Genomic DNA, 20,829 nt, shown 5'->3' with positions numbered 1-20,829 from the left:
GAAAGCCCCCTACCCCCTTGATCGATGGGTAAATTTTACGCCCAAGGCGAGACCGCCTTGACCGAATTTACCCTAGATGTATTTGCGCTGCTCCACCTCGGGCGGCTGCTCGCCCATGGGATACACCGCCAGCACCTCGTTCGTCAGGGTGTCGCGCGCGACGTTGAACCAGCGGCGGCAGCCGTGACTGTGCACCCAGCGTTCGTAGTAGGTGCCCTTGGTGTTCTTCTGCAGGAAGACGTAGTCGTTCCAATCGGCGTCGGAGAGCTGCTCCGGGTTTTCCGGGCGCACCTTGTGCGCCTCGCCGCCGTAGCCGAACTCGTTTTCCGAGCGCTCGCCGCAGTACGGGCACGGGATGAGCAGCATGCCTGCCTCTCGTCTGGTCGCCGGTGGTCAACCGGGTGGATTGGCACCTGGATGCGGTGGATGGCGCGGTGACGCGTCAGTGGGCCACGCCCGCCGCCGCGTGCTCGTCGATGACGCCGCCGGTCTGGAAGCGGTCCAACCGGAAGGGCGCGGCGATCGGCGAGGGGCGGTCGTTGGCCATGGTGTCGGCGAAGACGTTGCCCGAGCCCGGCGTGCACTTGAAGCCGCCGGTGCCCCAGCCGACGTTCAGGTAGATCCCGCGCACGGGCGAGGTCCCCATGATCGGGCTGGCGTCCGGCGCGATGTCGACCACGCCGCCCCACTGGCGCAGCATGCGCACGCGCCGGAAGATGGGATACAGTTCGCAGATCGCGGCCACGGTGTCCTCGGTGACCGGGTTGCTGCCCCACTGCGAATAGCTGTTGTAGGGGTCGGCGCCGGCGCCGATGACCAGCTCGCCCTTGTCGGACTGGCTGCAGTAGGCGTGCACCTGCCCGGCCATGACCGTGGTGTGGAAGCACGGCTTCATGGGCTCGCTGACCAGCGCGGACAGCGGGCGCGAGTTGATGGGCAGCTTGAAGCCGGCCATGTCCGCCAGCACGCCCGCGTGGCCGGCGACGACCAGCCCGACGCGCTTGGTCTTGATCGTGCCCTTCGTGGTGCGCACGCCCGTGACCTGGCCGTCCTCGATGTCGAAGCCCTCGACGGCGCACTGCTGGATGATGTCCACGCCCAGCGCGTCGGCCGCGCGGGCGTAGCCCCAGGCCACCGCGTCGTGGCGGGCGACGCCGCCGCGGAACTGCAGCGAGCCGCCGAGCACCGGGTAGCGGCCGTTGCCCAGCAGGTCGATGGCCGGCACCCACTTCTTCACCTCTTCCGGCTCCAGCCACACGCTGTCGATGTTGTTGAGCCGGTTGGAGTTGATGCGGCGCTTGGTGACGCGCACCTCGTTCTGCGTGTGCGCGAGGTTGAGCACGCCGCGCTGGCTGAACATCACGTTGAAGTTCAGCTCCTTCGACATCGTCTCCCACAGCTTGAGGGAGTGCTCGTAGAGCGCGGCGCTCTCGTCCCACATGTAGTTGGAGCGCACGATCGTGGTGTTGCGGCCCGTGTTGCCGCCGCCCAGCCAGCCGCGCTCCAGCACGGCGATGTTGGTCATGCCGTGCTCTTTGGCCATGTAGTAGGCCGTCGCCAGCCCGTGGCCGCCGCCGCCCACGATGACGGCGTCGTATTCCTGCTTGGGTTCCGGGCTGCGCCAGGCCGCCGGCCAGTTCTCGTGGTAGCTCAGGGCGTTGCGCAGAAGGGACCAGATCGAGTAGCGAGCTTTCATGACGCCTCGGCGCTCTCGGTTGCCCTGGGACCGTTTCCCTGGGGATGGATGGACGTGGGCGCTCGACCCGACCGATTTGGGATGATTCGCCCACGCTGTCACGCCCCGATCCGGTGGTTTCCGCCCACCCCGCCCGACCGCGCGTGCGGGCGCGGTTCGGGGAGCCAGGCGCCCCGCCGGAGAGACCGCGACAACACGCCATGGCGGCCCCGGCGGCTAGCGAATCTCCGTCACGTAAATTTCAGATCGCGACACACCCGGAAGTGTGCCAAACTCCGCCGCGCCGACCAACTCCCCCAAGGATCACGGAGCGACGAAGGGCCGCACAGGGCATGCTTGGCACGGTTCCGCGCGATCTGCCCCAGACCATCGGGTTCGTTCTCGTTCCCGGATTCTCCATGATCGCCTTCACCTCCACGGTGGAGACGATGCGCCTGGCCAACCGCCTGGCGAACCGGCCGCTGTACCGCTGGCCACTGTTCTCGCCGGACGGCAACCCCGTGGCCGCCTCCAACAACATCGCCCTGACGCCCGACGGCGACCTGGAGCAGGCGAGCCAGCTGTCCACGATCGCCATCTGCGGCGGCCAGGGCGTGCACCGCGCGGTGGACCGGAGCTTCATCTCCTGGCTGCGCCGCATGGACCGCTCGGGCGCGGACGTCGGGGCGATCTGCACCGGCAGCTACCTGCTCGCCCGCGCCGGGCTGCTGGACGGCTATCATTGCACGATCCACTGGGAGCAGCTGGCCGGCTTCGCCGAGGAGTTCCCGGACATCGAGGTCACCACCGAGCTGTTCGAGATCGACCGCCAGCGCTTCACCTGCGCCGGCGGCTCGGCGGGCATCGACATGATGCTCAACGTCATCGCCATGCAGCACGGTCACGAGCTGGCGGCGCGCGTGGCCGACCAGTTCATGCACGAGCGCATCCGCGACCGCCACGACCACCAGCGCATCTCCCTGCCCGCGCGCCTGGGCGTGCGCCATCCCAAGCTGCTGTCCGTGATCGAGCTGATGGAGCAGCACCTGGAGGAGCCGCTGTCGCGCGCGGAGCTGGCGAGCAAGGCGGGGCTGTCGACGCGCCAGCTGGAGCGGCTGTTCCGCAAGTACCTGCACCGCTCGCCGGCGCGCTACTACCTGGAACTGCGGCTCAACAAGGCGCGCCTGCTGCTGGTGCAGACGAACATGTCGGTGATCGACGTGGCGCTGGCCTGCGGCTTCGTCTCCGCCTCGCACTTCTCCAAGTGCTACCGCGACTTCTTCGGCCGCACCCCGCGCAAGGAACGCGGCCTGCCGCCGCACGGCGAGCCCGGCGGCGAACTGGACGACGAGGTCGGGTGACAACCGCCTGCGCGCCGGCCGCGGTCACGGCTCGGCCGTGTCCCAGCTCGGCAGGTTGGTGAGCGCCAGCAGGGCGTGGCCCAGGTTGTCCAGGCGCACGGTGTTGTCGTACGCCTCGGTGCGCAGCGCGCCCAGCACGCGGGCGGGCTTGCTGATGTAGAAGGTGTCCACCTCGGACACGAATTGCAGCTGGCGCAGGCTGCGCAGCCCCCGGCGGATGGCCAGGCGATAGGTTTGCGCCCGCGCCGTGTCCCCGGTGTCCCGCGCGAGCGCGTACGCCGTCGCCAGCCCTTCCAGGTAGACGCCGGTGGAAGCGGCGTGCGGCGGGCCGTAGTCGGGCCGGCCGGGCACGTGGAAGCGGCCCCAGAGGTCGGGCGCCAGCGGCGCGCCCCACTGCTGCAGCGTCACCAGCCAGTCCGTCATCTCGACGACGAAGGCCCGCAGTTCGTCGTCGCCCGTGGCGTGGTAGAGCGCCGCGCACGCCTGCGCGTGCCAGGGCACGAAGGCCGGGTTGGGATGCCGGCGGTGCCAGGCGCGGTAGCAGCGGAAGCTTCGCAGGGCGCGCTCCAGCACGGCAGGCTCGCCCGTGTGCCGGTGGAGCGCGGCGTAGAACAGCAGCGCCTCGCCCGGATAGAAGTTCTGGCAGTCGTTGCGCTCGGCCGGCCACAGGAAGGTCTGGAAGCCGCCGTCCTCGCGCCACTGCCGGTCCACGCCGGCGCGCAGCTTGGCGAAGGCGTCCGCGTGCGGGCCGTGCGTTCCCTCCTGCTCCAGGATCGCCAGGGCGGCGAGCGCCGTTGCGCCCAGCTTGCCCTTGCCGGTGCATTCCATGGCGGCGTGGTCGCCGCAATCCACGAGGTAGGCGCGCAGGTTCCGGGCCAGGTTCGCCCGCGCCAGCTCGGCGGTCGCCGCGCGGCCCGGCACCCGGCCGGCGCGGATCAACCCCAGCGTTGCGAGAAGCTGGCGGATGACGTTGTCGCCCGAGGACCATTCGCCGCGGCTGGGCCAGTAGGTGTAGGGCAGTGCACCATCCCCGGCCACGTTCGCGTGCACCCACGCCAGCATGCGGTCGAGCATCGCCGCCGCTTCGTCGCCGGTGACGCTGTCCAGCCCGACCACCCGGTTGCCCCGGAACAGCGGCTGCACCGGTGGATCGGTTGCACCGTCCAGGCGCAGCAGGGCCTGATCGGCGTCGGCCTTGGCGCCCCCGGCGCGGTGGCGGTCGGTTTTCGGCGCGAGCTCCTGGGACTCCAGCAGGGAGTCCAGCACCTTCGCCGGCGGCCGGTTGGTCGCGATCGTTTGCGTCGGCGGCACGAGGACCTGCTGCTCGCCGACGCGGAACCCGTAGGTGAACAGGCCGCGATCGCGGTGCGGAAACGCGTCGCCGGCACCGGGGTCGAACGCTTCCCACGCCCGCGGCGCCGCCAGTTCCAGCGTCGTCGCCTCGCGCGCCGCCGGAAGCGCCAGTACGGTGGCGAGTTGCGTCCGCACCGGTCCCGGCGCCACCCAGCCGGCGTGGAGGGCCTCCCCGTGCCGGCGCAGCACCGTCCAGACGGGCGCCGCCCACTCGCGCCGGCCGAAGCCCAATTCCATGTGATCGGCGAGCGTGCGGGAATCCGCGATCATGGGTTCGGGCGGTGCGACGATGGGACAACCATCTTGCGAGCGCTGCCAGCCCGCCGGCCGCGACGCAATCCCATGTTGCGGGGCCGCACCGTTCTGGCTTTGGAAAAAGGGGGCGGCCGGGCTCCGGCCGCCCCAAGTCTCTCAGGAAGGAGTGCCTGAACGTGCCGCAAGCAAGCGCCGGGCTGATCGGCTCGATTCCCGGCCGGCTTCCATGGGCGCGTTCACGGCTGCGTGACCGCGCGGGTCACGCGGCTGGACCCCGGGGCCGCGCCCGGGACCCACGCATTCCACGCGGGGCGTGCCACGCGGCGCGGAATGCGCATTCCAATCAAACACCACGCGAACTCAGACTCAAGTTTAAACGATCCCGTGCGACACCCTGTCCCAAAGCGGCGGGGCGGCTGACTGGCCGGACGATCGCGCGTGCGCGCTTTGCCGCACGCGAAAAAAGGCGGCCGGAATCCGGCCGCCCAAGTCTCTCAGGAAGGAGTGCCTGAACGTGCCTTAACGAGCACCGCGCGGTCGGTATGCCACTCGGGTTAAGGGCGTTCACGGCAATGTGTTAACACTTGGCAGCAACAATCTCGGGTGTCAACACGCTTTTGCGGTGCAAAAAACGCAGGCGAATGCGTTTGACTGTCCATTCCAGACAAACAGCCGACGGTCCGGCTCGCAAGACCAGGACGTGCACGGCTTCGTGTCGCCCGGGCGGCCGCGCGGCCACGTTGTACCGCGCGCCCGGTGTCCCTACAGTCGCGCGGCGACGAACCGATAGGCGGGGGCGCGGCATGGACCTGAAAGACCACATCCGCCGGGTTCCGGACTTCCCCAAGCCCGGAATCCTCTTCTACGACATCTCTACACTCCTGGCGCACCCCGATGCGTGGCAGGAGACGGTGCGCCAGCTGGAAGCCGGCGTCGCGCCGCACAAGCCCGACGTGCTGGCCGGGATCGAGAGCCGCGGCTTCCTCGTGGCCGCGCCGCTGGCGCTCCGGCTGAACCTGGGCTTCGTCATGCTGCGCAAGCCGGGCAAGCTCCCCGGCCCCACGGTGCGGCACAGCTACGCGCTGGAGTACGGCGAGGACGCCATCGAGATGCAGGAGGACGCGGTGACGCCGGGCCAGCGCGTCGTCGTGCTCGACGACCTGCTCGCCACCGGCGGCACGATGCGCGCCGCCACCGACCTGCTGCACGAACAGGGCGCCGAGGTGCCCTCGGCCGCCTGCCTCATCGAGCTGTCCTTCCTGCAGGGCCGCGACAAGATGAATGTGCCCGTGCACAGCCTGATGAGCTTTGCGAGTGGCGACACCGCCTCGCTCGGCCCGGACGCGGGCTGAGACCGCCAACGCTCCACCCGAATAAAAAGGTGCCGGCGACCGTATCGGCCGCCGGCACGCATCGACGCCAGGACGGGTGACGGACCGCCCTACTCCGCCGCGTCGCGGTACGCCTCGACGGGCGGACAGCTGCACACGAGGTGCTTGTCGCCGTACGCGTTGTCCACGCGGGCCACGGGCGGGAAGTAGTTGTCCGCCTTGAGCGAGGGGTCGGGATAGGCCGCCACCCGGCGGCTGTAGGGATGCGGCCAGGTGTCCGCCGTCACGCCGGCTTCCGTGTGCGGCGCGTTGACCAGCGGGTTGTCGTCCCTCGGCCACTCGCCGCTGGCGACCTTCCGCGCCTCCTCGCGGATCCGGAGCATGGCGTCGCAGAAGCGGTCGATCTCCGCCTTGTTCTCCGATTCCGTGGGCTCGATCATGAAGGTGCCGGGCACGGGCCAGGACATCGTGGGCGCGTGGAAGCCGTAGTCGATCAGCCGCTTGGCGACGTCGTCCGCCGTGATCCCGGCTTCGTCCTGAAGCACGCGCGTGTCCACGATGCACTCGTGAGCGACGAAGCCCGTGTCCCCGGTGTAGAGGATGGGATAGCCCTCGCTCAGCCGCTTGGCCAGGTAGTTGGCGTTGAGGATGGCCGTCTCCGTGGCCTGCTGCAGCCCCTCGGCGCCCATCAGCGTGATGTACATCCACGAGATCGGCAGGATGCCCGCCGAGCCCCAGGGCGTCGCGGTCACGGGGCCGATGGCGTCCTCGCCGCCCACCGACGGCTCGAAGGGATGGCCGGGCATGTAGGGCGCCAGGTGCTTGGCCGCGCCCACGGGGCCGACACCCGGTCCGCCGCCGCCGTGCGGAATGCAGAAGGTCTTGTGCAGATTGAAGTGGCACACGTCGGCGCCGAACTCGGCCGGGTAGGCCACGCCGAGCAGCGCGTTCAGGTTCGCGCCGTCCATGTAGACCTGCCCGCCGTGGCTGTGGATCAGCTCGCAGATCTCGCTGATGGCCTGCTCGAACACCCCGTGCGTGGAGGGATAGGTGATCATCAGCCCGGCGAGGCGCGAGCTGTGCTTCTCCGCCTTCGCTTTCAGGTCGTCCAGGTCCACGTCGCCGTTTTCCGCGCAGTCCACCAGCTGAACCTCGCACCCGGCCATCTTGGCGCTGGCGGGGTTGGTGCCGTGCGCGGAGGTGGGGATGAGCACGACGTCGCGGTGCGCCTCGCCGCGGCTTTCGTGGTAGGCGCGGATCATCAGCAGCCCGGTGTACTCCCCCTGCGCGCCCGAGTTCGGCTGCATCGTGACGCTGTGGAACCCGGTCAGGCGCGCCAGCATCGTCTCCAGCTCGCGGATCATGCGCATGTAGCCGCGCGCCTGCTCGCGCGGAACGAAGGGATGGAGGCTGGCGAAGCGCGGCCAGGAGATCGGCTCCATCTCGCTGGCGGCGTTGAGCTTCATCGTGCACGAGCCGAGCGGGATCATCGAGCGGTCGAGCGCGATGTCGCGCCGCGCCAGCCGGTGCAGGTAGCGCAGCATCTCCGTCTCGGTGTGATAGGAGTTGAACACCTCGTGGGTGAGGAACGCCGAGGTGCGCTTGAGGCGGTTGGGGATGCCGTCCGACGCCACGGCATCCATCTCCGCCGCGCGCATGCCGATTTCGTTGCGCCCGGCGAAGGCGCGCCACAACTCCTCGATCTCGTAGCGTTCGACGGTTTCGTCCAGCGCCACCCCGATGCGCTCGCTGTCGATCAGGCGCAGGTTGAAGCCGCGATCGCGCGCCCGGTAGAGGATGGCCTCCGCCTCGTCGCCGGCATTGATCGTCAGGGTGTCGAAGAAGGTGTGGTTGGCCAGCTCGAAGCCGAGCTGCTCCAGCCCCGTCGCCAGGATGCCGGTCAGGCGGTGCACGCGCGTGGCGATCGTGGTCAGCCCCTCGGGCCCGTGCCAGCAGGCGTAGAAGGCGGCCATGTTCGCCAGCAGCGTCTGCGCCGTGCAGATGTTGCTCGTGGCCTTCTCGCGGCGGATGTGCTGCTCGCGTGTCTGCAGCGCCATGCGCATCGCGGGGTTGCCGTTGACGTCCACCGACACCCCGATGATGCGCCCGGGCACCGAGCGCTTGTACTTTTCGTGCGTGGCGAAGAAGGCGGCGTGCGGCCCGCCGTAGCCCATCGGCACGCCGAAGCGCTGGGAGTTGCCCACCACGACGTCGGCGCCCCACTCGCCCGGCGGCGTCAGCAGCGTCAGCGCCAGCGGGTCGCTCGCCACGGCGACCAGGCCGCCGTTGTCGTGAATCTTCTTCACGACCTCGCTGTGGTCCTCGACGTCGCCGTAGGTACCGGGGTACTGCACGAGCACGCCGAAGGCGTCCTTGTCCCCGAAGTTGCGCGGCTCGTCGACTTCCACGGTGATCCCGAGGGGCCGCGCGCGCGTGCGCATCACCGCGATGGTCTGCGGGTGCACGTCGTCGGCGACCAGAAAACGCTGGCTTTGCTTCTTCTTCGTCTGCCGGCGGATGAGCGTCATGGCCTCGGCTGCGGCCGTCCCCTCGTCCAGCAGCGAGGCGTTGGCCAGCTCCATGCCGGTCAGGTCCATGATCATTTGCTGGAAGTTGACCAGCCCTTCCAGCCGGCCCTGCGCGATCTCGGGCTGATAGGGCGTGTAGGCCGTGTACCAGCCCGGGTTCTCCAGCACGCGCCGGCGCAGCACGGCGGGCGTGACGGTGTTGTGGTAGCCGAGCCCGATCAGGGACTTCTTGAGATCGTTTTCCGAGGAGATCTTGCGGATGTAGTCCAGCGCGTCCTTCTCGGTGTGGGTGGAGGCCAGCGGCAGGCCGCCGCGCGAGCGCACGGAATCCGGCACGGCGCGCTGGATCAGCGCGTCCATGGACGGCAGATTGAGTGCGCGCAGCATTTGCCGCTTCTGGCTTTCGTCCGGCCCGATGTGGCGGGAAATGAAGTCAGCGGTCTGCTCCAGCTCGGAAAGCGGGCGACGCTTCTTCGGCATGGTCGACCTCCTTGTGGGGTCTGGAAGGCAGAGCGCCCGACCCCGGCGCCCCGCCGCGAAAAGGCGTCCGGACATGGCGGTAACGGACCGGCCGGAGGGCCGGTGCGCGCCGGGGACGCGGCGGCACGCGGCCCCGACTCATGCCCGAACGGCGAAACGATCCGGCGCGCCCGAGGGTCAGCCCTCCGCGCAGAATTCCTTGTACTGGGCCTCGTCCATCAGGCCGTCGATCTCGCCGCGGTCGCTGATGGCGAAGGTGTAGAGCCAGCCCGCCCCGAAGGGGTCGCTGTTGAGCTGGGCGGGATCGTCGGCCAGGTCCTCGTTCACCGCCTGCACCGTGCCGCTGGCGGGCGCGTAGACCTCGCTGGCGGCCTTCACGGATTCCAGCGTGCCGATCTCGTCGCCCTGCTTGAGCTCCTGGCCGGCCTCCGGCAGCTCCACGAAGACGATGTCGCCGAGTTGCTCCTGCGCGTGCTGGGTGATGCCGACGGTGCCGGTGCCGTCCTCGACGCGCACCCACTCGTGGTCCTTGGTGTAGCGGATCTCGCTCATAACGCGCTCCCCTTTCAGCTCTTGTTCTGTTTGCTGGTGACGATGGCGGGTTCGCCGTTCTGCACGAAGCGCGGCCGGGCGACGGTGCAGGGCCGCGAGCGGCCCCGGACGTCGGCGGTCACGCCCGTGCCCCAGGCGCTGTGAGCCCGGTCCACGTAGCCCATGGCGACCGGGCGGTTGACGGTGGGCCCGAAGCCGCCGCTGGTGACGCTGCCGACGTGGACGCCTCCGTCCCCCGCGTACAACGCCGCGCCCTCGCGCACGGGCGCGCGGCCCTCGGGCAGCAGCCCCACGCGCTTGCGCGGCGGCCCGTTGGCGAGTTGGTCGAGCACCACGTCCGCGCCCAGGAAATCCCCGGCCTCGCGGCGGCGGCGGCCGATGGTCCAGCTCAGCCCGGCCTCGACGGGCGTGGTGGTGGTGTCGATGTCGTGGCCGTAGAGGCACAGCCCGGCCTCCAGGCGCAGGGTGTCGCGCGCGCCCAGACCGACGGGCTCGACCTCCTCGTGCGCCAGCAGGGCGCGGAACACCGCTTCCGTGTCCGCCGAGGCCAGCGCGATCTCGAAGCCGTCCTCGCCCGTGTAGCCGGAGCGGCTGACGATCGCGGACGCTCCGTTCACCTCCAGGTGGGCGACGTCCATGAAGTCCATAGCCGCCGCCCCCGGGCACAGCCGCGCCATGACGTCCGCGGCCTTGGGCCCCTGGAGCGCCAGGAAGCCGGCGTTCTCCTGCGGCTCCACGGATACCTCCTCGCCCAGGTGGCGGCGCAGGATCTCGGCGTCGTGCGCCTTCGTGGCGGCGTTGACCACGAGGAAGAGGTCCGGCGTGGACGGCCGCGCCACCATGAGGTCGTCGTGGATGCCGCCCTGCTCGCTCATCAGCAGGGTGTAGCGCATGCGCCCGCGCCGCAGGTGCGCAATGTCCCCCGGCACGATGCGCTCCAGCGCCACGTCCGGCGCGCTCGTCGCCAGCCGCAGCACGATGTGACCCATGTGGGAGATGTCGAAGAGGCCCGCGGACACGCGGGTGTGATTGTGTTCGCTGACGATGCCGCTGGGGTACTGCACCGGCATTTCATAGCCGGCGAAGGGCACCATGCGCGCGCCCAGCTCCTTGTGTACGTGGCTGAGCGGGGTTTGAAGAAGGGATGACGACTCGTCGCGGTCGGCCATGGAGCTCAGGTCCTCTGCGCCGTGGACGGAAGCAGGGGCGCCTGCGCGCCTTGGCACGCATCGTCCCTGCCGCCCCCTCTGTCGGTTGACCTGAGCGATTCACCACCGGCCACGGCCAGCGGTTTACGCCGTCGGCGGGACCGCACTGCGATCCCTTCTCCAGAGTGCCCGGCCGTCGCGGTCCGTGTGCCTGAGAGGTTCCGGGGCGCGGTTGCTCCTTCGGCGCCGACGGGATGAACCGCCGGACTCTCCCGCAACGGCCATCGCGGGCGGTGTCTCTTTGGTATGCCGCAATGGGAAGGGTAGGCCATGCCCGGGTGCTGTCAACACGCGCCTGGGAACACCCTTCACCCTCCAAACACCGCGCGCAGCAGGGCGCGCAAACGCCGAAAAGCCGGCAGGCACGGCCGGCCGGCGGCAACGGATCGGCGCGACGGCCGGCGGCGCCACGACGGCGCCGCCGGCGCGATGCTTACTTGTTGACGGACTTCTGGAACATCCGATCCGCCTTCTCGCGCGCGGCCTCGGCGTCGGCCGCCGCCTGGGTCGCCTTGCGCTCGGACTCCTGCGCGCTCGCCTGGGCCTCTTCGGCCGCCTCACGGGCCGCGCTGGCCTCCTGTGCGGCCTGATCGGCGCTCTGCGCCGCTTGCTGCGACTGCTGCTTGGCCTCCTCGGCGGTCTGCTGCACCTCCTTGAGGAGCTGGCGGTCGTCGGCGGACAGCTGGGTGCAGCCCGCGATCATCAGCACCGGCAGCGCCACCGCCGCCGTCTTCTTCAGCCCGGATGTCCCGTTCATGGTCGTCCTCTTGCTCGTTGCTTCGTGATTGGCCCGGGAAGTTGGATCCTCGGTATGGGAGATTGCCTCGGCCTCCTTCAACCGGAACCCGATTTCGCCGGGTTGCCGGCCATCCGCTGGCGGCCGGCCATCTGCTGGCGATGGTGTTCCCTGTCGGCGGCCGGGCCCGTCCCGGACGGCCGCGACACCGCACGCGTAACCGGTATCGCGCCACGAAAAGCCCATCCGGCGCAAGCCTAACCGCAAAGCTGTCACAAGAGTCTCACACCGGCGCCGCGCGCACCAGCCCTCACCCGGGGTTGTTGCGGTTGTACCGAAGTTGCGCCTCGCTCAGTTCGAAGCCGGCGTAAATGGTGTAGCCGCCGGCCGCGCCCTCCCCGGGAAGGGGGACGCGCTGCGTCACCGTCTCGGTCGTGCGCAACGTGGTGGCATTGCCGGAGAAATCGAGCTTCACGGGGAAGGCGCGGCGCGCCACCACGTCGCCCTCGCGGTTCAACACCGCGACGAAGTAGCGATATCCGACCCGCGGCGACTGCAGGGCCGGCCCCTTCTCGGTCCGCAATCGGATCGTGAGCTTCGACGACAGCGCCGCCCCGCGTTCGCTTTCGACGCGCTGGCAGGCGACGTTCATGCCGGCGATGCGGGCGGCGAATCGCCGCGCGCTGGGCACCTGCTCGCCGTCCGTGAAGGCGACCAGCGTGCCGGCGTTGGGCACCGTTTGCGTGGCGGGGCACGCCACCTTCGGGGCATCGCTGGCACACCCGGCGACGCCGAGGGTGGCAAGCACGAGCGCGGCGGTGAGAACGGGACGCGTGCGCGGGGCCATGACACCGTGCCTTCCGGGCCAAGGCGCCGGGCGGGCGCGGGCTCGGCCCTTTTGTGGATCGCGGCCTGTGGTGTACCGTCGCGGTGTCCGCGGAACAAGAGCGTGCCCCGCCGGCGCGCTCGCTCGTGCGGACAGCCGCCCCATTCAAGAACGCCAGCAAGCGATGGCCCGCGATGAGCGAGACACCGTCCACGCCCGCCGCTGACAGCGACACCGGTCAGGCAAGCGAAAAGCCGCCGCTGAAAATCTACCTCGCCGGCCCGCGCGGCTTCTGCGCCGGGGTGGAGCGCGCGATCGACATCGTGGACCTGGCGCTGCAGAAGTACGGCGCTCCCGTCTACGTGCGCCACGAGATCGTGCACAACCGCTACGTGGTGGAGCAGCTGGAGGCCAAGGGCGCCGTCTTCGTCGAGGACCTCAACGAGGCGCCGGCCGACAAGCCCATCATCTTCTCCGCCCACGGCGTGCCCAAGGTGGTCCCCGCCGAGGCCGACCGGCGCGAGATGTTCTACATCGACGCCACCTGCCCGCTCGTCTCCAAGGTCCACCGCGAGGCGGAGCGCCAACACAAGAACGGCAACACCGTCATCCTCATCGGCCACGACGGTCACCCCGAGGTGGAGGGCACGATCGGCCAGCTGCCCGAGGGCGCGATCAAGCTCGTTCAGGACCCGGAAGAGGTCTGGCAGCTGGAGGTCGAGGACCCGGAGCGCTTGGCGTTCGTCACCCAGACGACGCTGTCGCTGGACGACACGATGGACGTCATCAACGCCCTGCGCGAGCGCTTCCCCACGATCTCGGCGCCCAAGCAGGAGGACATCTGCTACGCCACCACCAACCGCCAGCACGCCGTGAAGGCGCTCGCGGACAAGGTGGAGACGATGGTGGTCGTGGGTGCGCCCAACTCCTCCAACTCCATGCGGCTCGTCGAGGTGGCGAAGAAGCAGGGCTGCGATTCCTTCATGGTGCAGCGCGCCGAGCAGATGGACTGGAGCCGCCTGAACGGCGTGCGGACCATCGGCGTCACCGCCGGCGCCTCAGCGCCCGAGCTGCTGGTGGACGAGGTGATCGCCGCCTGCCGCGAGCACTTCGACGTCAGCGTCGAGGAAGTGCGCGTCACGCAGGAGGACGTGCAGTTCAAGCTGCCGCGCGCGCTCGCCGACGCCGCCGCCTGAGGCAGTTCCGGCGGCGCACAACATGGCGGTTTACACCGAAATTTCGGACGCGGACCTCGCGGCCTTCCTCGCCGATTACGACATCGGCGAGGTTGTCGCGTGCAAGGGCATCGCGGAAGGGGTCGAGAACTCGAACTTCCTGCTCTCGACCACCGTGGGCACCTACATCCTCACTATCTACGAAAAGCGCGTGCGCAGTGAGGACCTGCCCTACTTCCTGAACCTCATGGAGCATCTGGCCGCGCGCGGCGTGCGCTGCCCCACCCCCATCCGCGGCACGGACGGGGAGACGCTGCACGAGCTGAACGGCAAGCCCGCGGCCATCGTCAGCTTCCTCCAGGGGCTGTGCGTGAAGCGCGTGCAGCCGCACCACTGCCGCTCGCTGGGCGGGGCGCTGGCGCGCATGCACCTGGCCGGGCAGGACTTCCCCATGTACCGGCCCAACGACCTCTCGGTGGACGGCTGGCCGGCGCTGCTGGACGCCGTGGGCGAGCGCGCCGACGAGGTGGCGCCGGGGCTCTACGCCGAGCTGCGCGACGAGCTGGCGGAGCTGCAAAGCGCCTGGCCGCGCGGCCTGCCCGAGGGCGTGATCCACGCCGACCTCTTCCCCGACAACGTCTTCTTCCGCGGCGACGAGGTGTCGGGCTTCATCGACTTCTACTTCGCCTGCAACGACCTCTTCGCCTACGATCTCGCGGTCTGCCTCAACGCGTGGTGCTTCGAGCCCGACGACGCCTTCAACGCCACGAAGGCGCGCGCGCTGTTGAGCGCGTACGGCGAGGTGCGGCCCTTCCAGCCCGGCGAGGTCGAGGCGCTGCCGGTGCTGGCGCGCGGGAGCGCCCTGCGCTTCCTGCTCACCCGGCTGTACGACTGGCTGAACCACCCGCCCGACGCCTACGTTGCGCCCAAGGACCCGCGCGAGTACATCCACAAGCTGCGCTTTCACCGCGGCGTGCGCGGCCCCGGCGCCTACGGCGTGACCTAGGGTAAATTCGCTCAAGGTGTTGTCACCTTGGGCGTACAATTTACCCGTCTATCAAGAAGATAGGGCTCCCTTCGGGGTGGTTTGCGAACAAACCTTCGTCGAAGGAGCCCTGACCCGTTTCCCCGAGCGCAGGACCGAAGAATGAGCGAGCTTCCCCGGGTGGAAATCTTCACCGACGGCGCGTGTTCGGGCAACCCGGGCCCCGGCGGCTGGGGCGCGGTGCTGCGGTCGGGCGAGCGCGAGAAGGAGCTATCCGGCGGCGAGCGGGAAACCACCAACAACCGCATGGAGTTGATGGCCGCGATCGCCGCGCTCGAACAACTCAAAAAGCCGTCGCGCGTCCGGCTGGTGACGGACAGCACCTACCTGCGCCAGGGCATCACCGACTGGATCCACCGCTGGCGCCGCAACGGCTGGCGCACGGCGTCAAAGAAACCGGTGAAGAACGCCGAGCTGTGGCAGCGCCTGGACGCCGCGATGCAGCGCCACGAGGTCAGCTTCGAATGGGTCCGGGGCCACGCCGGCCACCCGGAAAACGAACGCGCCGACGAGTTGGCGCGAAACGCGGTGCCGTCCGCCTGACAACGGCACCGCGCCCCTGTTTCGGCGTCTAAAGGTCCGCCATCAGCTTTTCCGCGGCCGTGACCTCGACGGCGGCGGGGTCGTCCTCGACGCGCAGCGAACTCACACGGCCGTCGTCTACGACCATGGCGAAGCGCTTGAGGCGCGTGCCCAGACCGATGCCGCTGCCGTCGAACGCCAGCCCGGTCGCCTCGGCGAAGTCGCCGTTGCCGTCGGACAGGAGCGTCACCTTGCCGTCGGCGCCCTTGGCCTTGGCCCACTCCGCCATGACGAAGGGATCGTTGACGGCGACGCAGGCGACCTCGTCCACGCCCTTGGCCTTCAGGGCGTCGGCCTGCTCGACGTAGCCGGGCAGATGCTGGGCCGAGCAACTCGGCGTGAACGCCCCCGGCACCCCGATCAGCGCCACGCGCCGGCCGCCGAAGAAGTCGTCGGTGGTCACGGCCTCGATGCCCTCGTTCCCCATGCGGCGCAGGGTCACGGTGGGCAGGCGGTCCCCGACCTGGATCATGATTGGCTCCAATTTGGTGTATTCGGGTTCGCAGCCGGAAACGTAGCTCTCGCGCACCGCCGTGTCAGCCGCGACCGGCTTTCTCGATCGCGTCCAGCACCGCGCTCCGGGTCAGCAGTTCCGGCAGCACGATGCCGTCCGGCGCATTGGGGCCGTAGACGGCGTTGAACGGAATGCCGTAGCGCCCGTTATCGGCCAGATAGTCGGCGATGCGGTCGCTGCGCGAGGTCCAGTCGCCGCGCATGCGGGTAACGCTGTCCGCGCCCAGACGCGCCTGCACGGCGTCCGCCTTGATGACGTTGACCTTGTTCACTTGGCAGGTGATGCACCACTCGGCCGTGACGTCGACGAAGACGGTCTGGCCCTGATCCACCAGCGCGTCGATGCGCTCGCGGTCGAGGGGCTGCCACGCGCCCGTCTCGGCCGGCTGCGCCGCCTGCCGCGTCTCCACCGCCCTGGGGGCCGCGAAGGCGGCGACCGCCAGCGCCAGCACGGCCACCGGAACGGCCCGCCGCCACGCGCCGGGCACGTGCGGGCGCGCCCACAGCAGCGCCGTGGCGAGCACCATGGCGCCGCCCACGGCCACGGCCGCCGCCGTGCCCGCCTGCGCCGCCAGCACGGTAAGCAGCCACACACCCGTCGCCGCCAGCGCGACGGCCAGCACCTGCTTCACGCGCAGCATCCAGCGGCCGGGCCGCGGCATGCGCGTCGCCGCGCCGGGGACAGCGGCCACCGCCAGGTAGGGCAGCGCCAGCCCCACGCCGAGCGCGGTGAAGATGGCGCCGATCTCCAGCCAGCCGCGCGAGAGCGCGAAGGCCACGGCCGTGCCCAGGAAGGGCGCGGAGCACGGCGTCGCCAGCAGCGTGGCGAACGCCCCCGTGAGGAAGTGACCCAGATGCCCCTCTTTCCGCGCCGCGGCGTCGGCGCGCTGGGTCACGGCGCCGGGAAGCCGGATCTCGAAAAAGCCGGCGAGGTTGGCAGCGAAGAGGGTCACGATCACCACCATCGCCACCAGGAAGAGCGGCTGCTGGAACTGGATGCCCCAGCCCACGGCCATGCCGGCGGCCTTGAGCGCGCCCGCCGCCGCGGCCAGCACCCAGAAGGAGACGACGATCCCGGCCGCCGAGGCCAGGAAGCTCGCCCGCACGGCACCCGGCGCACGGCCGCCCTGCCCCACGACGGACAGCACCTTCAGCGACAGCACCGGCAGCACGCAGGGCATGAGGTTGAGGATCAGCCCGCCCGCGAGCGCCAGCCCCAGCATCGCCAGCCACTCGCCGGCCGTCGCGCCGCCGCCGGGGCCGCTGCCGCTACTGGCCGCGCCGGACCCGGACCCGCCAGCCCCGCCGGCCGCGACGGGCACCTCGCCGCGTTCGAGCGTGACCTCGCGCTCCAGGCCGCGATCACCGTCGAAGACGGTGAGCGTCACCTGCTTGCCGGCCAGCTCCGCACCTTTCTCGACACGCTTCGCCGGCAGGCGCAGGACGGCGCGTTCACCGCCTTCCGCCATGGACACGTCGGGCGGGCCGAATTCGACCGTCTCCAGCCCCTCGACCACGGCGTCCGGGCTTTCCAACGGCGGCTGCGCCGCCACCGCCACGGTCAGCTCGGGCGTCTCGCGCGTGCCGGAGAGCTTCGCGGCCGTCACGTCCATGCCCGTCCCGGCGCCCAGGCCGGGCACGCGCGCGCGGAAGCGGTCGATGGCGTGGGCGTGGTCGCTGGGCGCGCCCTCGCCGGGCGGCAGCGTCAGGCTCAGCTCGGCGGTGTGGGGAATGCAGGTGTCGGCGCAGACGAGGTAGTCGACGGCCGCGTTCACCGTCACCGGCTCGCCCGGATCGGCGACGGTGGCCGTGACCGGCAGGATCACGCGGTCCTTGTAGCCGAAGGTCTGCAGGCCGAAGAGCTGGAAGCGGTGCGGCACGGGCCAGTGGCGGCGCGTCGAGTCGAGGTTCTCCGAGCCGGACCAGTCCAGGCGCGGCGGATAGCCCGCATCCCCGGGCGAGCGCCAGTAGGTTTTCCAGCCCTTCGCCAGCTCCATTTCCAGGCCGAGGTGCAGCGTCTCGCCGCCCACGCTCTCGGAGGCCGCGACGAGGCGCACGCGGGCGTGGTCGTTCTCAACCCAATCGCTGGCCGCCGCGCGGGCGTCGCCCGTCACAGCGAGCAGCGCGGCGAGAACCGCAACCAGAACCGGGAGCACAGCGGGCATCCGCATCGCGTTGCCTCCAACCGGGCGTTAACGTGCACCTGTCAGCATCCTATATGGGATGCAGCCAAGCGTCGTCGGATTCACGGCTTGGTGAGCGTGCCACAAACCCATCGGCGCTGCGCGCGCCGCGTGTATAAAGGTGGGGTCGAGATGGCGCACACGGAAGCCACCTCGCTGACCGGACAGCTGCTCGTCGCGATGCCCACGATGGGCGATCCGCGCTTCGAACGCGCGGTCATCTATGTCTGCGCCCACAACGACGAGGGCGCCATGGGGTTGATCGTGAACAAGCTGGTCAACGCGCTGACCTTCGCCGAGTTGCTGGATCAGGTCGGCATCGAGACCGAGGGCGCGCGCACGGACGTCGGCATCCACTTCGGCGGCCCCGTGGAAACCAGCCGGGGATTCGTTCTGCACTCCACCGACTACGTGCAGGAGGGCTCGCTGCAGGTCACGGACGAAATGGCGCTCACCGCCACGCTCGACGTGCTGCGCGACATCGCCCATTACCAGGGTCCCCGCCGCCACCTGCTGGCGCTGGGGTACGCCGGCTGGGGCCCCGGCCAGCTGGACCAGGAGATCCAGGCCAACGGCTGGCTCAACGTCGCGGCCGACGAGGAGCTGATCTTCGGCACGGCAACGGACGGCACGTGGGAACGCGCCATCGGCAAGCTCGGGTTCGACCCGAGCAGCCTGTCCGGCCACGCCGGCCACGCCTAAGCTTGCCCCGACCGCCCGGCGGCCCATCGCGCCGGCCAGCCGCCGAATGCCCATCCGTGCCGCGAGCGGACGGCGCCCGCGCCCCGGTGGTCGGGACGCGGGCCGTTGATCGGCTGACGGGGCGCGCCCCCTCTACCACTCGACGCTGTAGGTGAGCGAGACGCGCCGCCCCGGGGCCTTCGTGAAGGTGGACGGGCGATTGCTGGGCGCCCGGCCGGAGGCCTGGCTGGAAACCGGGAAGAAGTCGTTGTTCAAGAGGTTGCTCACGGCCACGTCGATCTGGCCGAAGCCGGTGTCGAACGCGGACACCAGGTTCAGAACCGTGAAGTCGTTGACCGGACCGTGACCGAAGCCGGTGCCGTCGGAGGTGCGGTCGCCCGAAAACAGCCCTTGCAGGCGCATGTCCCACCACCGGACGGGCGAATACTCGGCGTGAGCGGTCAGCTTGAGCGGCGGGATGCGCGTGGTGGGGAGGTCGCTTTCGAAGGAATCGTCATCGTCGGTGTCCACCTCGCCTTCCAGCCAGGTGACCGTTCCGCCGACACCCCAGCGCCGCGTGGGATCGTAGTCGGCCGTCGCTTCCACGCCCCAGATGCGCTCGGGTTGGGTGACGAGGTTCAGATCCTGGTCGAAGGTGCGGCCGTTGTCCGAGCTGGAGTAGAACGCCGCGACGGAGGCTTCGGCGGTGCGCGTGCGCCCGCGCACGCCCAGCTCGAAGTTGTCGACCTTCTCGGCCTCGTCCGACAGCTCGCCGGCGCCGTCGATGGTCTGGTTGTTCTGAACCAGGCGCCCGATGTCGTTCACGGCGAAGCCCTGACTGAAGCTGCCGAAGACTTCGACACGCCGGCTCACGAACGCGACGCCCGAGACGTTCACGAGCGTTTCGTTGAACGTCAGATCACCGGCATCGATGTCCCGGCCCAGGCGGTTCGTGACCGACGCGATGTCGACGCCGATGTGCTCCTGGCGCAGGCCCGCTCGAATCCGGCCCCACGAACCAACGGGCACTTCCAGTTCACCGAACGCCGCCACCGAAGCCTGCTCCATTTCCGGCACCGTGGTGGGGCCGTCGATCCCCGGCTGCGTGGTTTCGTCGTACAGAAAGTCGACGCCCCACACGGCCGTGGCGTCGACGCCCGCCAGCGCGAAGGGGGTTTCCACGGTGGTGCGGCTGCCGAACTTTTCCGATTCCACCTTGGTCTGGGTGAAGCCCGGGAACTTGGGGAAGATGAAAGAGGTGTCGTTGTAATACACCTTCGCCTTGAGCGAACTGCCCAGGATCTCGTCGTTGGTATAGGTCGTGGCGATCGTGGTGATCTCGTTGCCGGGATCGACAGTGTTGATGCTGCCCGGAACGGCTTCGGCCTCCTCGTTCTCGGCGGGATCGCCGTTTGCGAAGGTGAAGTCGGGCGACTGCTTCAGCTCGAAACGGTTGGCCATCAGCTCGATGCGCTGCTCGCCGCCGCCGAAGGTGTAGCCGAGCTTGCCGAAGATGTCGTATTCATCGCTTTCCGCGAGCCCGCCCTGGTTGGCGAAGGGGTCCGGCGGGATGCGGTCGCCGTCCGCGTCGAAAAAGCTCTCGCGCTTGGCGAAGTTGCCCTGCAGCACGTAGTCGACTTGGCCGCTGCGGCCGGAGATGCCGTGGCTCGTGGTGTACTGGAAGGAATCGTCCGGATGCTGCGTGGAAAAACTGATGCCCGCCGACGAGTTGGCGTTGAAGGCGCCCTTCTCGGGGCGGCGCGTGATCAGGTTCACCAACCCGCCGGTCGCGCCGAAGCCGTAGACCGCCGTGCCACCGCGGATCACCTCCACGCGCTCGATGGTTTCCACCGAGGCGGTGTTAAGGTGGCGGCTGGTGGCGCGCAGCGGCGCGTTCTGGGGAACGCCGTCGAGCAGGGTCTGGAAGTTGCGGCCCCGCAACGTCTGGGAAAAGTTCGACAGGCCCTGGAATCCCGTCGCCATGCCCGGAACCTGGCTGCCCAGGATGTCGCCCAGGTTGCGTTCCAGGCGCGACTGCTGCTGCAACTGCTCGCGGTCGATGCGCGTCACCGAACGCGTGAGGTCGGAGACGGGCGTGTCGACACGGGTTGTGGAAACGACGACGGGCTCCAGCTCCGTCCCGCCCTCGTCGGGGTTCGTCTGGGCGCCCGCCGGTCCGGCCGCCACGGCTGTGCCGGCGAGCACGAGCGCCGCCAGCCGGGCGGGCGCACCCCCCTCGCGATCCTTCATGGAAAACCCCCGAGTGTGTGCCGTTGTCGTTGCGCGATGCGCCGGCCCCCGGCCGCCGCGGGTCGGGGAACCTAATGCCGCAGGGCAACAAATGC

Annotated in this window: 17 protein-coding genes and 2 riboswitches; of the genes, 6 read left to right on the top strand and 11 right to left on the bottom strand. The window is 69.8% G+C overall.

What is annotated here, in order from left to right; genetic code table 11:
• Positions 1-72: 72 nt before the first annotated feature.
• Together BLQ43_RS05805 and BLQ43_RS05800 are read right to left on the bottom strand one after the other, a co-directional pair.
• On the bottom strand, positions 73-366 hold the full coding sequence (locus BLQ43_RS05805; protein ID WP_090019201.1) for a sarcosine oxidase subunit delta: 294 nt from the start codon (positions 364-366) through the stop codon (positions 73-75).
• Between the two features lie 76 nt (positions 367-442).
• Positions 443-1,696 carry a sarcosine oxidase subunit beta family protein gene (locus tag BLQ43_RS05800; protein WP_090019200.1) on the bottom strand — a complete coding sequence of 418 codons (1,254 nt, stop codon included), beginning with the start codon at positions 1,694-1,696 and terminating at the stop codon, positions 443-445.
• 332 nt (positions 1,697-2,028) lie between these two features.
• Here BLQ43_RS05800 and BLQ43_RS05795 point away from each other — a divergent pair, with 332 nt between their 5' ends.
• On the top strand, positions 2,029-3,036 hold the full coding sequence (locus tag BLQ43_RS05795) for a GlxA family transcriptional regulator (protein WP_090019199.1): 1,008 nt from the start codon (positions 2,029-2,031) through the stop codon (positions 3,034-3,036).
• A gap of 24 nt (positions 3,037-3,060) precedes the next feature.
• On the opposite strand, the gene BLQ43_RS05790 is transcribed toward BLQ43_RS05795, so the two are convergent.
• A complete protein-coding gene (locus BLQ43_RS05790; protein WP_090019198.1) occupies positions 3,061-4,659 on the bottom strand; it encodes a hypothetical protein in 1,599 nt (532 codons plus the stop codon).
• 788 nt (positions 4,660-5,447) lie between these two features.
• Between BLQ43_RS05790 and BLQ43_RS05785 the strand changes: the two genes are divergently transcribed.
• Positions 5,448-5,996 (top strand): adenine phosphoribosyltransferase, encoded by a 549-nt coding sequence (locus tag BLQ43_RS05785; RefSeq protein WP_090019197.1) that lies wholly within the window; start codon positions 5,448-5,450, stop codon positions 5,994-5,996.
• Positions 5,997-6,085: 89 nt separating this feature from the next.
• Here BLQ43_RS05785 and gcvP read toward each other — a convergent pair whose 3' ends face one another.
• From gcvP to BLQ43_RS05760, 5 genes are all read right to left on the bottom strand, one after another.
• Positions 6,086-8,983: an aminomethyl-transferring glycine dehydrogenase gene (gene gcvP, locus BLQ43_RS05780; protein ID WP_090019196.1), complete on the bottom strand. Its 2,898-nt coding sequence runs from the start codon at positions 8,981-8,983 to the stop codon at positions 6,086-6,088.
• A gap of 177 nt (positions 8,984-9,160) precedes the next feature.
• Positions 9,161-9,535, bottom strand: a complete 375-nt coding sequence (gene gcvH / locus BLQ43_RS05775) for a glycine cleavage system protein GcvH (RefSeq protein ID WP_090019195.1) — start codon at positions 9,533-9,535, stop codon at positions 9,161-9,163.
• A 14-nt stretch (positions 9,536-9,549) separates the two neighbouring features.
• Positions 9,550-10,704, bottom strand: a complete 1,155-nt coding sequence (gcvT, locus tag BLQ43_RS05770; RefSeq protein ID WP_090019194.1) for a glycine cleavage system aminomethyltransferase GcvT — start codon at positions 10,702-10,704, stop codon at positions 9,550-9,552.
• Between the two features lie 74 nt (positions 10,705-10,778).
• Positions 10,779-10,871: riboswitch (glycine riboswitch) on the bottom strand.
• A 1-nt stretch (position 10,872) separates the two neighbouring features.
• Positions 10,873-10,968: riboswitch (glycine riboswitch) on the bottom strand.
• A 208-nt stretch (positions 10,969-11,176) separates the two neighbouring features.
• On the bottom strand, positions 11,177-11,500 hold the full coding sequence (locus BLQ43_RS14560; protein WP_176758543.1) for an alanine-zipper protein: 324 nt from the start codon (positions 11,498-11,500) through the stop codon (positions 11,177-11,179).
• 289 nt (positions 11,501-11,789) lie between these two features.
• A complete protein-coding gene (locus BLQ43_RS05760; protein WP_090019192.1) occupies positions 11,790-12,326 on the bottom strand; it encodes a hypothetical protein in 537 nt (178 codons plus the stop codon).
• A 173-nt stretch (positions 12,327-12,499) separates the two neighbouring features.
• Here BLQ43_RS05760 and ispH point away from each other — a divergent pair, with 173 nt between their 5' ends.
• The 3 genes from ispH (at position 12,500) to rnhA (ending at position 15,068) form a co-directional block, all read left to right on the top strand.
• Positions 12,500-13,501 (top strand): 4-hydroxy-3-methylbut-2-enyl diphosphate reductase, encoded by a 1,002-nt coding sequence (gene ispH / locus BLQ43_RS05755; RefSeq protein ID WP_090019191.1) that lies wholly within the window; start codon positions 12,500-12,502, stop codon positions 13,499-13,501.
• 22 nt (positions 13,502-13,523) lie between these two features.
• On the top strand, positions 13,524-14,486 hold the full coding sequence (locus tag BLQ43_RS05750; RefSeq protein ID WP_090019190.1) for a homoserine kinase: 963 nt from the start codon (positions 13,524-13,526) through the stop codon (positions 14,484-14,486).
• 141 nt (positions 14,487-14,627) lie between these two features.
• Entirely contained in the window at positions 14,628-15,068 is a 441-nt protein-coding gene (rnhA, locus tag BLQ43_RS05745) for a ribonuclease HI (protein WP_090019189.1), read from the top strand.
• 28 nt (positions 15,069-15,096) lie between these two features.
• Here the strand turns inward: rnhA and BLQ43_RS05740 are convergent, their stop codons facing one another.
• Together BLQ43_RS05740 and BLQ43_RS05735 are read right to left on the bottom strand one after the other, a co-directional pair.
• Positions 15,097-15,579: a peroxiredoxin gene (locus BLQ43_RS05740; RefSeq protein ID WP_437123472.1), complete on the bottom strand. Its 483-nt coding sequence runs from the start codon at positions 15,577-15,579 to the stop codon at positions 15,097-15,099.
• 64 nt (positions 15,580-15,643) lie between these two features.
• Complete coding sequence (locus BLQ43_RS05735; protein WP_090019188.1) at positions 15,644-17,785, bottom strand: protein-disulfide reductase DsbD family protein; 2,142 nt, start codon at positions 17,783-17,785, stop codon at positions 15,644-15,646.
• Between the two features lie 150 nt (positions 17,786-17,935).
• Here BLQ43_RS05735 and BLQ43_RS05730 point away from each other — a divergent pair, with 150 nt between their 5' ends.
• Complete coding sequence (locus BLQ43_RS05730; RefSeq protein WP_090019187.1) at positions 17,936-18,505, top strand: YqgE/AlgH family protein; 570 nt, start codon at positions 17,936-17,938, stop codon at positions 18,503-18,505.
• A gap of 132 nt (positions 18,506-18,637) precedes the next feature.
• On the opposite strand, the gene BLQ43_RS05725 is transcribed toward BLQ43_RS05730, so the two are convergent.
• Positions 18,638-20,734, bottom strand: a complete 2,097-nt coding sequence (locus BLQ43_RS05725; protein WP_176758542.1) for a TonB-dependent receptor — start codon at positions 20,732-20,734, stop codon at positions 18,638-18,640.
• Positions 20,735-20,829 lie beyond the last annotated feature (95 nt).

Origin of the sequence: Limimonas halophila, from assembly GCF_900100655.1 — a bacterium.
Lineage (GTDB): Bacteria > Pseudomonadota > Alphaproteobacteria > Kiloniellales > Rhodovibrionaceae > Limimonas > Limimonas halophila.
This window is presented reverse-complemented; position numbering and strand designations above follow the sequence as displayed.